The sequence below is a fragment of the Sphingomonas limnosediminicola genome, from assembly GCF_039537965.1.
Taxonomy (GTDB): domain Bacteria; phylum Pseudomonadota; class Alphaproteobacteria; order Sphingomonadales; family Sphingomonadaceae; genus Sphingomicrobium; species Sphingomicrobium limnosediminicola.
Window position 1 is genome coordinate 807,973 of the sequence record NZ_BAABBM010000001.1, and the last position, 15,072, is coordinate 823,044.

Sequence of the window (15,072 nt, forward strand, 5' to 3'; positions counted from 1 at the left end):
TAGTGAGCAAATTGCGATGAGCGAAGGCAGCATCCGTATCGGTATTGGCGGTTGGACCTATGCGCCATGGCGCGGCGTATTCTACCCCGACAAACTGCCCCAATCGAGAGAGCTCGAATACGCGACGCAGGCGATGTCGGCGATCGAGATCAACGCGACCTTCTACGGCCGGCAAAAGCCGAAGAGCTGGGAAAACTGGGCGAAAGTAGCGCCGGACGGCTTCCAGTTCGCGATCAAGGGGTCGCGCTTTTGCGTGACGCGCAGAAACCTGTGCGAAGGGGCCGAGGGGATCGGCAACTTCTTCGCGCAGGGCTTTGCCTGCCTCGGCAACAAGCTCGGTCCGATCCTCTGGCAATTTGCGGACCACCGGACGTTCGACCGTGACGACATCGCCGGCTTTATCGACCTGCTTCCGCAAATGCTCGACGGTCTCGAACTTCGCCACGCCATCGAACCGCGCAACGAAAGCTTCCGCGACGAGAAGTTCTTCGACCTTTGCCGGGCGCGCAGCATCGCGGTCGTTTTCGAAGATTCGGCCAAGTATCCGCTGATCGACGCCGATACCGCCGACTTCACCTACGCCCGGCTGCAGCGGATGAATGAGCACATCGTCACCGGTTACGACGACGCGGCGCTCGACGACATCGCCAAACGAGCGCGAGCCTGGCAGGCGAAGGGCGACGCCTATTTGTTCCTGATCAACGGCGCCAAAGTTCGTGCGCCCGCCGCGGCGCTGGCGCTGCAAGAACGCCTTCGCTAACCGTAGCGCATGCGCGACCCCGACCTGCCGATCCGCATCAGTCTCATCGCGCCGAACGGCCGGATGGGGAAGGCTATTGCGAACGCGGTCGCTGACGACGGCCGTTTTGCGATCGACCAGGATCACGCCGACATCCTCGTCGATTTTTCGGCGCCGGATGCGCTGCGTTCCAGTCTCGACCGGGCGATCTCCGCGGGCGTTCCAATCCTGGTTGGCACAACGGGCCTGCAACCCGAGCATCATGCCATGATCGAAGACGCGGCCAAGCGTGTGGCCGTCATCTACGCCCCGAACACGTCGCTAGGGGTTAACGTGCTAAAGGACCTAGTCGAGCAGGCGACCGCCCGACTGGGGCCTGACTGGGACATCGAGATCCTGGAGATGCACCACCGCAACAAGGTCGATGCGCCGTCCGGAACGGCGCTGATGCTCGGTCAATCCGCCGCCAAAGGACGCGGGGCCACGCTGCAGGACTTGAGCCGCTTCGATCGCATCAGTGAGCATCCTCATGCCCGCGAGCCCGGCACTATCGGTTACGCTTCCCTACGCGGCGGCTCCGTCGCGGGAGAACATGTCGTCATCCTCGCCACCGAGGGTGAACGTATCGAGCTCGCTCATCGCGCCGACAGCCGGATGATCTTTGCGCGCGGTGCCCTTGCCGCCGCAGCCTTCCTCTTCGGCAAGCCGGCCGGCCTCTACACGATGCGGGACGTCATCGGCAGCCTGTGAGCGACGGCGAGGTGAATTCGCAGGGCCTCGCCCGCCGCCTCGGCCCGTTCGACGCGACGATGCTGGTGATGGGCGGCATCATCGGTGCCGGGATCTTCGTCAATCCAGCCGAGGTCGCTCGTCACGTTTACGATCCCATGTGGATCGTCGGCGTATGGGTGCTCGGCGGCATTGTCGCGCTGGCAGCTTCCTTCGTGTACGCCGAGCTCGCGGCCCGGCGGCCGGAAGTCGGCGGCCAGTACGCTTATCTTCGCGATGCCTACGGGCCAATGCCGGCCTTTCTCTATGGCTGGGCGCTACTGCTGGTGATCCAGTCGGGCGGTATGGCCGCCGTCGCAATCACCTTCGCCCGCTACTTCAACGATCTCGCCCATTCGGGCCTGCCGGATAGCGTGATTGGCGTATCAGCGTTGACCCTGCTGACTTTGATCAATTGCTTCGGCGTGCGCTCGGGCAGCAACGTCCAAAGCGGGCTGATGGTGCTGAAGATAGCGGCCATCGCAATGCTGGTGGTCGTCGGCTGGTGGCTTATCCCGGAGCACGCAATTGGCGCCTCCGAACGGCCGGCAATCAGCGGCACATCCCTGACCGCGATCGGCGCTGCGCTGACGCCCGTGATGTTCGCCTACGGCGGCTGGCAGACCGCGAGCTTCTGCGCGGGCGAGATGCGCAATCCGCAGCGCGACCTTGCGCGTGGACTGCTGTTCGGCGTGATGGGTGTGATCCTGCTTTACTGCCTCGTTGCCTTCGTCTGCGTTCACGCCCTCGGCGCCCAGGGTCTCGGCGCATCGAAAACGCCCGCCAGTGACGTCATGCGCCTTGCGCTGGGCAGCCGGGGCGCCACCCTGATCGCGCTTGGGATCGCAATCTCGACTCTCGGCTTCCTGAGCCAGGGCATGCTGACTGCGCCCCGCGTCTATTTCGCAATGGCGGAAGACGGGCTTTTCTTCCGTCAGGTGGCCAAGGTGAACCACATCACACGCGTGCCGGCCGTTGCAATTATCCTTCAAGGCGCCGCCGCGATCGCCATCGCGCTGTCCGGCACCTACGGCCAGATCCTGAGCTACGTCGTGTCGGTCGACTTCATCTTCTTTGGCCTGACCGGAGCCGCCCTCTTCATCTTCCGCTGCCGCGACGCAGGCCGATCATCGAGCTTCAGCGCGCCGCTTCACCCCCTCTCGACCGGGCTGTTCGTTGTAGCCTGCATCGTCACGGTCGTCGCGACGGTTATCAACAATCCAGTTAACAGCCTGATCGGCTACGCGATTCTTGCTGCCGGCGTCCCCGCCTGCCTCTATTGGCAGCGGAAGAACCGAGTTGCGTCCGTATGAGGAGCATGCAGTCGGACTACATGCACTGGGCCAAGTTCAAGCAGCCCGTGCGATATCAGCTGACTTCGAGTGAAGTGCCGCACTTCCGCATGGATGCGCTTGACTGGTCGGTCGCCGACCTGGACCTCGACGGCGCAAGCCACCCTCGCTACGCACCGCTGCGAGAATGGATTGCGGCGCGCTACGGTGTGCCGATCGAGCAAGTCGTTTCCGCAGACGGCACCTCCATGGCAAACTTCCTCGCCATGGCGACGCTGATCTCGCCCGGCGACGAGGTGCTGATCGAGCATCCCACGTATGAGCCTCTGCTTGGCGCGGCTTCCTTCCTTGGCGCCGACATCAAGCGGTTCGAGCGCAAGCCCGCGGACGCATTTCGCCTCGATCCACGCATTGTGCGCGGCGCCATGTCGGAGCGCACCCGCCTTATCGTTCTCACCAACCTCCATAACCCGAGCGGCGCGCTGGCGGGCGATCCGGAGCTCCGCGCAATCGGCCAGCTCGGCGCCCGCGTCTTGATCGATGAGGTCTATCTGGATGCCGCCTCGGCACAGAGTGCGGTCCACCTTGGACCCGAGTTCATCGTCACAAACAGCCTGACGAAGGTCTACGGCCTGAGTGGCCTTCGCTGCGGCTGGATCCTTGCCGAACCCGAGCTTGCGGAGCGGATGTGGCGCCTCAACGACCTGTTCGGCGTTAATCAGGCGCATCAGGCAGAGCGGCTGGGCTGCATTGCCTTCGACAATCTCGGCCAGGTGATCGGCGAGACGCCGGCGCTGCTCAATCGCAACCGGCAACTATTCAACGAATTTCTCGTCAGTCGCGACGATCTCCAATGCGCACCGGCCGAACATTGCATCACGGCCTTTCCACGTTGGGATGGCGGCGACACGCAGCGCCTCGATAATCATCTGCGCCGGCACTACGAAGCGGCGGTCGTCCCCGGCCGCTGGTTCGAAATGCCCGACCACTTCCGCGTCGGCTTCGGCATCCCAGCGGAGATCTTCGCGGAGGCACTGATCCGCCTCGGGCGCGGGCTGGACGACCTCAAATGAACCGCGACCAAGTCTTCGAATTCTTCCGCCGCCTGGCCGAGGCGAACCCCGCGCCAACGACGGAGCTAGAGTACAGCAACCCTTATACTTTACTCGTCGCTGTCGTGCTTTCGGCGCAGGCGACGGACGCCGGCGTCAACCTCGCCACGCGGCCCCTGTTCGCGCACACGAAAACGCCGCGGCAGATGGTTGAGTTAGGGGAAGATCGCGTGCGCGAGGCCATCAAGACGATCGGCCTGTTCAACACCAAGGCGAAGAACGTCATCGCACTCAGCCAGGCGCTGATCGATCAATACAATGGCGAGGTGCCTCGGACCCGCGAGCAACTGCAGGCGCTGTCCGGTGTTGGCCGTAAGACCGCGAACGTCGTGCTCAACACCGCCTTCGGCGAGGAGACGTTCGCCGTCGACACGCATGTCTTCCGCGTCTGCAACCGCACCGGCCTCGCGCCGGGTAAGACACCGGATGAGGTAGAGACCAAGCTCGAGAAGATCGTTCCGCAGCCTTTCCGGCGCGATGCGCATCACTGGCTGATTCTACACGGCCGTTACACCTGCAAGGCGCGGCTGCCGGAATGCTGGCGCTGCCCTGTGATCGACCTCTGCCGCTACAAGCCGAAGACGCTTGCCCCGGAGGAGCGAGCGAAGGCTAAATCCAGCGCCGCTCGAACCGCTCGCCAAGGCAAGTCAGCAGCTCGTATTGCGAAAGCCCGGACTGTTTCGAAGCCGACGGCAAATCGTAGTCGATCTCGACCCAATCGCCTTCCTTGAGGCCCGGCACTGCGTCGCAGCCGACGGCCAGCAGGTCCATCGACACTCGACCCAAGACAGGCAGCGAGAATTCTCCGGCAAAGGCGCTGCCGTGCGATGAAAAGCCGCGAAGGTAGCCGTCGGCGTAGCCGACGTTGAGGATCGCTGCTTCCGTGTTCTCCTGCGCCAAGAAAGTCGCGCCGTAGCCGCAGCTTTCGCCCTCCGGAATTGTACGCCGCTGCACGATCTGCGCCTCGATGCGCACCACCTGCCGGATATTGTTCGCCGCCTCTTCGCGCGGAACGCCGCCGCAGAGCGCGATACCCGGCCTCACGAGGTCAAAGCTGTAATCCCGGCCGAGGCAAATACCGGCCGAGTTCGCAAAACTGTAGCGCTTCGCCTGCACGGCAGATGCCACCACGCGGAAGCGCTCCAGCTGCATCTCATTCAAGGGATCATCCTCGTCGGCACAGGCAAGGTGGCTGTGCAGCGTGTCGATCGCTAGGCCATCGAGCAGGTCGATCTCGTTGGGGCGAAGGCCAAGCCGATTCATGCCCGTGTCGATCATCACGTCGCATGCGCGGCCGGGCGCGATCTGTTCCCAACGAGCGACCTGCTCAGCCGTATTGAGGCACGGCCGTGCTCTCAACCCAAGCGCCGCATCGGCATCGTTCGGCCCAACGCCGTGGAGCACGACCAGGCTCGCATCGCTTGGCAGACCGCCAAGCTGCTCGGCCTCGGCCCACGTCGAGACGAAGAAATCGCGGCATCCGGCGTCAAACAGTGCTTTCGTCGCTTCCCCAGCGCCGAGACCGTATCCGTCAGCCTTTACCGCCGCCCCGGCCGCTACTCCCGCGCGCTCTTGCAGCCAGCGCCAGTTCGCCTGGATGGCCGAGCGGTCGATGGTCAGGCGCAGCGGATGATGCATGGTCGCGCCGTAACCGCGCTATTTGCGCCCGTCGAGTTCAGCCTTCGCTTGTTCCCAGTTCGCGCCGTCGAACGGTTCGATTGCAAGCTCAACCGCCTGATCGAGGCAATGCGCGTTGACGCTCCAAGCGTCAGGATGGGATCTAGGCTGGTAGAAGCTTTTCACGCCGCAGCGGCCGCAGAACAGATGCTCCGCCGTGCCGCTTCCGAAGCGGTAGCTGACGAGATCGTCGTCACCCGACACCAGCTCGAACTCGTCATGCGGGACCATCAGATGAAGAAAGCCCGTCATCCGACATACCGAGCAATTGCAGTCGAGCGCCGGAACGGGCTCCGCGGGCAATTCGGCTTCGAAGCGGACCGATCCGCAATGACATCCGCCGGCGACTTTCATGCCGCGCCCGTAGATGGCGCGCGGACGGTGGGCAAGAAGAAGGCCGCCAGGGGGAGCCCGACGGTCTTTTATCGCGAGAGCTTAGCGGCTCGCGGCGATCAGGATCGTGTTGCTGCTGTTCTTACTCGCGAGGAGCGTTTCGCCATTCGCGCGTGCTTCCGCGAGCACCCTGATCCGGCAAGCGCGGACCTGGTTTTTTCCAACGAGGTCAACGTCGGACGCATAGCCGCAAACCTCCTTTGCCGCGGTGACCAGGCGGTGATCGAGCGCGGCGCGCCCGGCTGTCGTGGAAAGATCGAGATCGGCGGTGCTAACGATCGTGACGTTCTGCCCCTGCGCCGGTTCGGCCAGCACGGGGAGGCCCTTGAGAAGTGCTGCCGTGGCAAGCGCCGACACGGCGATGATCTTGAGAGTCTGTTTCATCGGTCGCCTCCAGTTGAAGTGCGACCGACCAGATAGTCCCGAATTTCCTCGCGCGGCAGCAACAATGTCGTGCTATCATTCTGCAGAATTGCAGAACGCTCACGCGAGAGCTTTGGGCTCAACTTCAGGCCGATGTTCGACTGGAACGACCTTCGCTACTTCATCGCCGTTGCGCGCGAGGGGAGCACGCTCGCCGCCGCGCGGGGCCTGCGGACGAGCCAGACCACCGTCGCCCGCCGCATCGCCGCACTGGAGAGCGCGCTCGGCCTGCCGCTCTTCGAAAAACGCCAGGCAGGATACAGCCTGACGCCAGCCGGCCACGAACTGCTCGGGCACGCCCAGCGAGTCGAAACGTCGGCCAACGGCTTCGGTGAAGCAGCGTCGGCGCAATCCCGCGATCTTCGCGGGACGGTGAAGCTGACTACCGAAGAGGTTTACGCAATCACCCTACTCGCTCCGATTATGCGGGAGCTGCACGAGCGCCATCCCGAGATCGTTCTTGAACTCGACACCAGCCAGCAGGTACGCGACCTTGGCGCGGGCGAGGCGGACATTTCGCTGCGGAGCACGAAGAACGACGGCCAGCCCGCGGGCCTCGTGGGGCGCCAGCTCTGCATCGACGATTGGACGCTCTATTGCAGCCGGGACTACGCCGCGCGCCACGGCGTCCCGCGCAACCGAGCCGAGCTCAAGAACCATCCGTTCATCGGCGGTGGCGGCGGGAACCTGTGGATCCACTATCAGGCATGGCTGAAGACGCTGGGCCTGGAGAGCCAGGTGGCAATGCATCATGCGACCTCGGGCGGCCTGCTGTCGGGCGTCCGTTCAGGCTTCGGGATCGCAGTGCTTCCCTGCATCGTCGCCGATTCCGATCCTGACCTCATCCGCTGCTTGCCGCCGCGCACCGAACATGGCCGGATGCTGTGGCTCTTCACCCACGAACGCTGTCGCCACACGCCGCGCGTCCGCACTGTCATCGATTTCGTCTACGACCGCCTGAGCAAGCTGGTGCGGCAGCTGGAAGAAAAGCGCGCCGCGGCCTAGGCGAGAAACAGTCGCCGCACCGCCGCGCGCCCGCTGTCGAACGCACCGTGGGCCGTGGAATAATCTTCATTGCTCACAGCCTCGCCGGCGAAGGCGAGACGATCGTCCGCGGGCTCGGCAAGGACCTGGCGGGCGGCGGTCCGGCCGGGTAGCGCGTGGCTGTAGCTGCCGCCGATCCAGGGCTCATGCGCCCAGCGCGACACAGCAATAAACTTAAGACGCTTGCGGATGCCGTTTCCGAGCAACGCAGCAAGCTCGTCCGCCGCGAACGCTGCGGCCCCCTCATCGCCCAAGTCTTCTATAGCCCGCGCGCCATTGCCACCGAAAAAGCCTTCAATGATGGGCATGCCCAGCGACCGAATGAAATAGCTCCCCGTCTCCGACTTTCTCGGATTACCGAGCAAATGCGCGCCGTGCGGAAACTCCTCCGGATCGTCCAGCGACAGGAGCAGCTTGTCCGCCACACCAAGCGGCAGGTTCGCGGCAGCCTCCAGCAAACCCTCGAACAGCGGGTCGAAGCGAATGCGATCCAGCACCGAAGTCGGCACCGTGACGATCACCCGCTCCGCCTCGATCACGCCTTCGTTCGTCGAAACTCGAACAGCGTCTGGGAGCCTGCTTACGGCAGTTACCGGGGTCGCCAGCCAATGCTCAAAACGAGCTCCCAGCGTTGCCAGCAACGAACCATAGCTTTGTGGCAGCCGCCAGTTCTGGTCCGTCGACGCATTGTCGTAGGCAAGCCAATCCGCGACCGACACCTGATCGAGCGGCGCGCCGTTGATGTAGCCGCTCAGCACGTCGAGCCAAGCGTTCCACGGATTTCCTGCTTCCAGAGCGTCGGACGCCCGGTCGCTCGCTGGCGGATGGGAAGCCATTCTCACTTCCAGCGCCGCAAAAGCTTCCCCCGCCGCCTTCTGCTCATCGGGCGCAAATCCAAGATCGCGATATTGACCGAACCACCCGGTCGGGTTGCGGTCGATCTCGAAACCCAACCGCTCGGCCTCGACGCGCAGGCTGTTGCGTTCCGCCGAGTGCATCCATGAACAGCCGAGATCGAGGCGATAACCGTTCCAGTCGATCGAATGCGCTCGCCCGCCAAGCCGATTGCTGGACTCGACGATCAGCGCATCGACGCCTCGCGTTTTTGCCTCAGTCGCAGCGCCAATCCCCGCCGCGCCGCCGCCGACGATGACGAGCCCGCGAACTGAGCTCACTCGACCGTGACGCTCTTCGCAAGGTTGCGGGGTTGGTCGACGTCGGTGCCCTTCAGCACCGCCACGTGATAAGCAAGCAGCTGCACCGGCACCGCGTAGACAAGCGGCGCGATCAGCGGATGGACAGCAGGCATTTCGATCGTCGCCATGCAGCCCTCGCCCGCCTCCTCGATACCCTTCGCGTCGCTGATGAGGACGATCTTGCCGCCGCGCGCGCGGACCTCCTGCATGTTGCTGACAGTCTTCTCAAATAGCGGGCCTGACGGCGCGATTACGATCACCGGCACATTGTCGTCGATCAGCGCGATCGGCCCATGCTTCATCTCGCCGGCGGCATAGCCCTCGGCGTGGATATAGCTGATCTCCTTGAGCTTCAGCGCGCCTTCCATTGCCATCGGGAAGTCCGGTCCGCGGCCGAGGTAGAGCACATCGCGGGCCGGCGCGATGAGGTGCGCCATCGCGGCAATGTCCTCATCATGGTTGAGCGCCGCGTTCAGCGCGGCCGGCGCTTCCTGCAGATGCCCGACGATTTCCTGCTCCTCTTCACGCGTCAGCCGGCCCTTCGCACGCGCAAGGTTGGCAGCGAGGGCCGCCAACACCGCCAACTGGCAAGTGAAAGCCTTGGTCGACGCGACCCCGATCTCCGGCCCGGCGTGCGTGGGAAACAGCAGGTCGGCTTCGCGCGCCATCGAGCTGGTCGGAACGTTGACCACCACGGCGATCCGCTGCTGCTGCGACCGCGCGTGACGCAGCGCGGCGAGCGTATCCGCGGTCTCGCCCGACTGACTGATGAAAAGCGCCAATCCGCCCGGCTCGAGCACCGGCTCGCGATACCGGAACTCACTCGCGACATCGATATCGACCGGCACGCGCGCGAATTGCTCGACCCAATATTTGGCGACCAGACCCGCGTAAAAGCTGGTGCCGCAGGCGACGATCGTCAGGCGGTTCACGGCCTGCAGGTCCGCGTCAACGACTGGCAGCGCGACCTCACCCTCGAACGGACGGACATAGGTCTGGAGAGTCTGCGCAACCACGATCGGCTGCTCGAAGATCTCCTTCTGCATATAGTGGCGGTAATTGCCTTTCTCGACCGGTGCCGACGAAGCGCCCGACTGGACGATTTCGCGTTCGACCGGCTGGTTGTTGCGGTCGTAGATTTCGATGCCCTCGCGACGGACCACTGCCCAATCGCCCTCGTCGAGGTAAGCAATCCGCTGCGTCCACGGCGCCACTGCGATCGCGTCCGACCCCAGGTAGTTTTCCCCGTCGCCGTAACCGACCGTCAGCGGCGCACCCATGCGTGCGGCAATCAGCAGGTCAGGATCGTCTCGGAACAGGAAGGCGATCGCGAAGGCGCCCTGGAGACGGGGAAGCACCGCGGCCACCGCATCCTGCGGCGACGCTCCGCCCTCGACCTCCCGCGCGACGAGATGGCCGACGACTTCCGTGTCTGTTTCGCTCTCGAACTTGCGCCCCTGCGCGATCAGTTCGTCGCGAAGCGGCTTAAAGTTCTCGATGATGCCATTGTGCACCAGCGCGACGCTGCCAACGATGTGCGGGTGCGCGTTGCCGACCGTCGGCGCACCGTGAGTCGCCCAGCGCGTATGGGCGATACCGACGATCCCGTGCAGCGGATCGGCCTGCAGCTCCCTTGCGAGATTGTCGAGCTTGCCTTCCGCGCGGCGGCGGACGAGCTCGCCGTGGTCGATCGTGCAGATACCGGCGGAATCATAACCGCGATATTCCAGGCGCTTGAGGCCATCGAACAGCCGCTGAGCGACGTCGCTCTTTCCGACGATTCCAACGATTCCACACATAGACTGCCTGCAATGACCCCAGCGGCTGAAACAGGACCAGCGGCTAGACGGATTAGAAGACAACCGAAAGCGCCTTCTTCCGCAACAGCGACTGCCTGCCGTTTGAAAGGCGGGGAAGCCCCCCGGCCCCAAATGACTTCTACTCCGCCGCCTTGCGGGTCATGCGTTCGCGGAAGCGGCGGGCCCAGCCGGCGATGCCCTTCTGCTCGTTGCGCTCGACGGCGAGGCTGTCTGCTTCCACATCGCGAGTGATAACGGAACCGGCGCCCACGATCGCGCCATCGCCGATCTTCACAGGGGCCACGAGCGCGGTGTTGGAACCGATAAACGTACCGACGCCGATCGTCGTGCGATACTTGCCATAGCCGTCGTAATTGCAGGTGATCGTCCCCGCGCCGATGTTGGCGCGCGCGCCCACGTCCGCGTCGCCGACATAGGAGAGGTGATTGACCTTCGCTCCCTCGGCAACGTCGGCCTTCTTGAGCTCGACAAAGTTGCCTACTTTCGTTCGCTCGCCGAGCCGTGTCCCCGGACGGATCCGCGCGAAGGGGCCGATGCTTGCCTTTGCGCCGACGATCGCGCCCTCGATATGGCTGAAGGCATGGATGGCGGCGCCGTCGGCGATCTCGACGCCCGGGCCAAACACCACGTGAGGTTCGACCGTGACGTCGCGGCCAAGCTTCGTGTCATAAGCGAACCAGACGCTTTCGGGGTCGATCAGCGTCGCGCCTTCGTGAAGCGCCGTCTCGCGGCGGCGGCGCTGCCACTCCAGCTCAAGGTGCGCAAGCTCGGCGCGGCTGTTTACGCCGGCGGTCTCGTACGGATCGCCCTCGATCACCACCGCCTCGCGACCTTCGGCGGCGGCAATGTTGACGATGTCCGGCAGATAATATTCGCCCGCGGCATTGTCGTTGCTGACCTGGCTAAGCCAACGGAACAAGTCGCCTGACCGAACCGCCATCATACCCGAATTGCACAGACGAACGGCGCGCTCCTCTTCGGTCGCGTCCTTATATTCGACCATCTTGGCGATGCGGTCGCCCTCGCCGAGGATCACTCGCCCATAGTTGAGCGGATCGGCGGGCGACGAGGCAAGCACGACGATGCCCGGTCCGTCCTCGCCATCGAGACGGTCGAGCATGCGACGGAGCGTCGCGGTCTCCACGAAGGGCGTATCACCGTAAAGGATGACGACCGGCCCATCGTAACCTGCGAGCGCGGTCTGCGCCTGCTGCACGGCATGGCCTGTGCCCTTCTGCTCGGCCTGGATGGCTGTCGCCACGCCGCGGCCCTCGATTGCGGCCTCGACCTGCTCGCGGCCCTTGCCGACCACGACCACGCGCTCGTCCGCGCCGAGCGCGTCGACGCTGTCGAGCAGGTGGAGCAGCAGCGGGCGGCTCGCGATCGGATGGAGCACCTTGTGCGTGTCGGAGCGCATGCGCGTGCCCTGACCGGCCGCAAGGATGATGACGGCGAAACGGCGCTGATCGTTCATTGCGCGGAGCAATGGCATGACGCCCGGCGGAGCGCCAGTACCGAGCGTCTCCTACCAGCGGGCGTAAGCCTCGTTGCCGACGAAGCCGACCTTGCGCACGTTCTCGCTCTCGATAATGCCGAGCGCTTCCGCGACGACCGCGTAGCGCGCTTCGGCGGCTGGCCGGAAGTGTAGTTCGGGTATCTCCTTCATCTGCTGTGACTGCCGAAGATCGTAGCGAAGGGCATCCCGCGTGATCGGCTGGCTGTTCCAGAGCATTGCGCCGGCGGATGTGATCTCCAGCAAGTTTCTAATCGGTTGCACCTTGGGCACAGGTCCGGGACCGGGAAGGTCCAGCTTCATGGAGTGCGTCTGGAGTGGGATGGTGATGATCAACATGACGAGGAGGACGAGCAGCACGTCGATGAGAGGTGTCGTGTTCATCTCCATCATCGGGCTTTGATCGGGCTGAACCGCATGCGTGATCATGGCTGACCTCCTCGTTTGAATGTTACATCATAACTTCGAATGCGAAGTTTGGGGAGAGTCCTCATTCGGCAATAGACCAAAAGAAAAGGGCGGCCCCATCGGGACCGCCCTCGTGGGATTCTTCAAGCGTGAGCTTAGAAGACGTTCATATAATATTCGTTGCCGACGAAGCCCATCTTCTGGACGTGCGCCCGCTTGGTGACGGCAAGCACCTCGTCCACGATCTCATAGCGAGCCGTCGCGTCGGGCTGCAGGTGAAGCTCGGGGACCGGGTTCATCTGCTGCGTGACGTCGAGATACTGGCGCAGTTGATCCATCGTGACGGGATTGCCGTTCCACAGAACCTGGTCCTTCGCCGTCACGGTGACGTTGTTCTTCACCGGGTCGATCGGCGGCGGCGGATTGTTCTGCTGGTTGACCGGCAGGTCCAGCTTCACGGCGTGCGTCTGGATCGGAATGGTAATGATGAACATGATCAGGAGAACGAGCATGACGTCGATGAGCGGCGTCACGTTCATATCCAGCATAGGCTCGCCATCAGAATTGTCGCTGGTGGTCTGCATTGACATGGCGAAGAACTCCTATTCGGACCGGTAGCCGGTCAGCGGCGGCGGCTCGGAAATGAAGCCGACACGCTGGAAACCAGCCTGCTGCATGGTGATGATCGCAGCGCCGATGCACTTGTACTGCGTGTTCACGTCACCGCGGATATGCGCTTCCGGCATATTCTCTTCGTTGACATTCTGAACGCCGCCGACGGCCTTGATGAGATTTTCGAGCTTCGACACCGAGCGATCGAGAAGCTCTTTCTGGGTGACCCTCGTCACGCCCCAATAAACCTCGCACGTACCCCCAGGGCCGCTGCGAACAGTCAGCGAGACGTTCTCGGGCTTGGTCATCGTCGGTTCGTAGCGAACATTCGGCAACTTGATCGGGATTGCCTGCTTGATCACCTGGGTGGTGATTAGGAAGACGATCAGAAGCACCAGCATGACGTCAGTCAACGGAACGACGTTGATGTCCGACAGGGCTTCGTCTTCGCTTTCGGAAATTGTTGATCCTGCCATCGGGCCGATCTCTTCCTTCTACTTCAGTTCGATTTTGGGTCCGGCCAGCAATGCCGGTCCGGACCCCCGAACTGCGATTACTTGGCCGGAGTCGGCGTGCGCACTGGCTCGCTCGGAGCGGTAGCTGCGCGGGTCGGCGTTCCGCCCTTTGGCGTGCCACCGTCGAGGCGCGGCTTCACCGCACCGTTCGACATCAGGTAGCCGTGAAGGTCGTTCGTGAAGGCCGCGAGGTCCTCCATGATCGACTTGTTGCGGCGAACGAGCCAGTTGTACGCAAGCACGGCCGGAACCGCGACGACAAGGCCGAGCGCGGTCATGATGAGAGCTTCACCGACCGGGCCGGCGACGGCGTCGATCGATGCCTGGCCCGACGCACCGATCTTGATGAGCGCGCGGTAGATGCCGACCACGGTACCGAACAGACCGATGAACGGCGCCGTCGAACCGACGGTCGCGAGGAAGGCGAGGCCTTCACCGAGACGAGCGCTAATGGCGCCCTGGCTGCGTGCCAAACTGTTGCCCATCCAGTCATGCTGGTCGATCGGATCGGTCAGCTTTCCGTGCTGGTCCTGCGCCAGGAGCGCGTCGTCGACAATCGCGCGATAGGCGCTCTTCGACTCGAGTTTGGTCGCGGCGTCGCGGAGGTTCGGCGAGTTCCAGAAACTCGAGCGGACCTTGCGGCCCTGGCTGATGATCTTCTGCTGCTGCATCAGCTTGGTGAAGAGGATGTAGAAGGAGAAGATCGACATCAGGACGAGGATGGCGAACACGGAAATGGCGATGATGCCGCCCTGCTGCAGAGCGGGGACCAGACCATAGGGGTTTTCGCCTGCGGCTGCGGCTGCGGGTGCTGCTTGCATTGCTGTGCTTTCCTTTTCGAAACGGTCTTAAATAGCTGAAATTCTGTTCTTTATTCTGCGATTTGCCAGCGAATCGTCTGCGAGTAGGTGCTCGACGTCGGATTGCCGTTTTCGTCCTGCGCCGGGCTGAACCGGGCGCGAGAACTCACGATCCGGCACGTAGCCTGCTTCAGCGTCGACGACGCACTGCCAGAGGGGGTGCAGCCGGTGACACGCCCACTCGGGCCAATCGTCAGCGACACGGTCACCGATCCCTGCTCGTTATTGTCGAGCGCGCTGGGCGGATAGTCGTCGCCGGAGAACAGTCCCTGAAGGCTGCCGGTCAGGCTTCGTGCCTGCGACTGCCGAGGCGCCGGCGGCGGCGCCGGCCGCGGCGGGGCCATGACCGGAGGAGCAACCGGCGGGATCACCGGCGATTCGACGACCGCGATCGGTGGTTCCGGCGCATTCATCCGCACCAGCGGTGGCGGAGTCATCGGCGGCGGCGGGACCTTTGGCATGTCCTTCGGCGGTGGCGGGGGCTGCTCGGGCGGCGGCGGCTGCTCTTCGACGTCGAACGTCTTGAGATCCTGAGCGGCCTTCTTGATCACATTATAGGCGAGACCGGTGACGATCGCGTAACCCAAAGCGAATTGGATCAGGACCACGAAGATGATCGCCATGGTCCGATTGCCGCTAATTTCTTTGCGTTGGGCGTAAGACATTAAGCCGCACTTCTCCTCGACACGCCGTGGCATCT

16 protein-coding genes and 1 pseudogene are annotated in these 15,072 nt (G+C 63.6%); 6 read left to right on the forward strand and 11 right to left on the reverse strand.

Going from position 1 to position 15,072, the window contains the following annotated elements; genetic code table 11:
* The first annotated feature begins 16 nt into the window (after nt 1-16).
* The 5 genes from ABD704_RS04170 to nth are packed head-to-tail and all read left to right on the forward strand — an operon-like array spanning nt 17 to nt 4,642.
* Nucleotides 17-760 carry a DUF72 domain-containing protein gene (locus ABD704_RS04170; RefSeq protein WP_344698428.1) on the forward strand — a complete coding sequence of 248 codons (744 nt, stop codon included), beginning with the start codon at nt 17-19 and terminating at the stop codon, nt 758-760.
* 9 nt (nt 761-769) lie between these two features.
* On the forward strand, nt 770-1,489 hold the full coding sequence (gene dapB, locus ABD704_RS04175) for a 4-hydroxy-tetrahydrodipicolinate reductase (protein ID WP_344698429.1): 720 nt from the start codon (nt 770-772) through the stop codon (nt 1,487-1,489).
* Nucleotides 1,486-2,820, forward strand: coding sequence for an APC family permease (locus tag ABD704_RS04180; RefSeq protein ID WP_344698430.1), 1,335 nt, complete (start codon nt 1,486-1,488; stop codon nt 2,818-2,820). The genes dapB and ABD704_RS04180 overlap by 4 nt, the downstream gene beginning before the upstream one ends.
* A gap of 5 nt (nt 2,821-2,825) precedes the next feature.
* Entirely contained in the window at nt 2,826-3,872 is a 1,047-nt protein-coding gene (locus tag ABD704_RS04185; RefSeq protein WP_344698431.1) for a pyridoxal phosphate-dependent aminotransferase, read from the forward strand.
* On the forward strand, nt 3,869-4,642 hold the full coding sequence (gene nth / locus ABD704_RS04190) for an endonuclease III (protein WP_344698432.1): 774 nt from the start codon (nt 3,869-3,871) through the stop codon (nt 4,640-4,642). Before ABD704_RS04185 ends, nth begins: the two co-directional genes overlap by 4 nt.
* Here nth and alr read toward each other — a convergent pair.
* From alr to ABD704_RS04205, 3 genes and pseudogenes are all read right to left on the reverse strand, one after another.
* Nucleotides 4,527-5,549: pseudogene (alr, locus tag ABD704_RS04195) on the reverse strand (alanine racemase); the annotation flags it as partial. The gene nth and the pseudogene alr sit on opposite strands and share 116 nt — an antisense overlap.
* An 18-nt stretch (nt 5,550-5,567) precedes the next feature.
* On the reverse strand, nt 5,568-5,942 hold the full coding sequence (locus ABD704_RS04200) for a GFA family protein (protein WP_344698433.1): 375 nt from the start codon (nt 5,940-5,942) through the stop codon (nt 5,568-5,570).
* An 81-nt stretch (nt 5,943-6,023) separates the two neighbouring features.
* The gene (locus ABD704_RS04205) at nt 6,024-6,365 is read right to left on the reverse strand and encodes a UrcA family protein (protein ID WP_344698434.1); all 342 of its coding nucleotides are present in this window, start codon (nt 6,363-6,365) and stop codon (nt 6,024-6,026) included.
* A gap of 132 nt (nt 6,366-6,497) precedes the next feature.
* Between ABD704_RS04205 and ABD704_RS04210 the strand changes: the two genes are divergently transcribed.
* A complete protein-coding gene (locus ABD704_RS04210; RefSeq protein WP_344698435.1) occupies nt 6,498-7,409 on the forward strand; it encodes a LysR family transcriptional regulator in 912 nt (303 codons plus the stop codon).
* Here the strand turns inward: ABD704_RS04210 and ABD704_RS04215 are convergent.
* The 8 genes from ABD704_RS04215 to ABD704_RS04250 all read right to left on the reverse strand — a co-directional run bounded on the left by ABD704_RS04215 (nt 7,406) and on the right by ABD704_RS04250 (nt 15,037).
* Nucleotides 7,406-8,623, reverse strand: a complete 1,218-nt coding sequence (locus tag ABD704_RS04215) for a flavin monoamine oxidase family protein (protein ID WP_344698436.1) — start codon at nt 8,621-8,623, stop codon at nt 7,406-7,408. The genes ABD704_RS04210 and ABD704_RS04215 overlap by 4 nt on opposite strands.
* Nucleotides 8,620-10,443 (reverse strand): glutamine--fructose-6-phosphate transaminase (isomerizing), encoded by a 1,824-nt coding sequence (gene glmS / locus ABD704_RS04220; RefSeq protein ID WP_344698437.1) that lies wholly within the window; start codon nt 10,441-10,443, stop codon nt 8,620-8,622. Before glmS ends, ABD704_RS04215 begins: the two co-directional genes overlap by 4 nt.
* Nucleotides 10,444-10,582: 139 nt before the next feature.
* Nucleotides 10,583-11,938 carry a bifunctional UDP-N-acetylglucosamine diphosphorylase/glucosamine-1-phosphate N-acetyltransferase GlmU gene (gene glmU / locus ABD704_RS04225; protein WP_344698438.1) on the reverse strand — a complete coding sequence of 452 codons (1,356 nt, stop codon included), beginning with the start codon at nt 11,936-11,938 and terminating at the stop codon, nt 10,583-10,585.
* A 51-nt stretch (nt 11,939-11,989) separates the two neighbouring features.
* Nucleotides 11,990-12,406: an ExbD/TolR family protein gene (locus ABD704_RS04230; protein WP_344698439.1), complete on the reverse strand. Its 417-nt coding sequence runs from the start codon at nt 12,404-12,406 to the stop codon at nt 11,990-11,992.
* A 134-nt stretch (nt 12,407-12,540) separates the two neighbouring features.
* Nucleotides 12,541-12,969: an ExbD/TolR family protein gene (locus ABD704_RS04235; protein ID WP_344700482.1), complete on the reverse strand. Its 429-nt coding sequence runs from the start codon at nt 12,967-12,969 to the stop codon at nt 12,541-12,543.
* A gap of 18 nt (nt 12,970-12,987) precedes the next feature.
* Complete coding sequence (locus tag ABD704_RS04240; RefSeq protein WP_344698440.1) at nt 12,988-13,473, reverse strand: ExbD/TolR family protein; 486 nt, start codon at nt 13,471-13,473, stop codon at nt 12,988-12,990.
* Between the two features lie 77 nt (nt 13,474-13,550).
* Nucleotides 13,551-14,333, reverse strand: coding sequence for a MotA/TolQ/ExbB proton channel family protein (locus ABD704_RS04245; protein WP_344698441.1), 783 nt, complete (start codon nt 14,331-14,333; stop codon nt 13,551-13,553).
* A gap of 50 nt (nt 14,334-14,383) precedes the next feature.
* Nucleotides 14,384-15,037 carry an energy transducer TonB gene (locus tag ABD704_RS04250; RefSeq protein ID WP_344698442.1) on the reverse strand — a complete coding sequence of 218 codons (654 nt, stop codon included), beginning with the start codon at nt 15,035-15,037 and terminating at the stop codon, nt 14,384-14,386.
* Between the last annotated feature and the right edge of the window lie 35 nt (nt 15,038-15,072).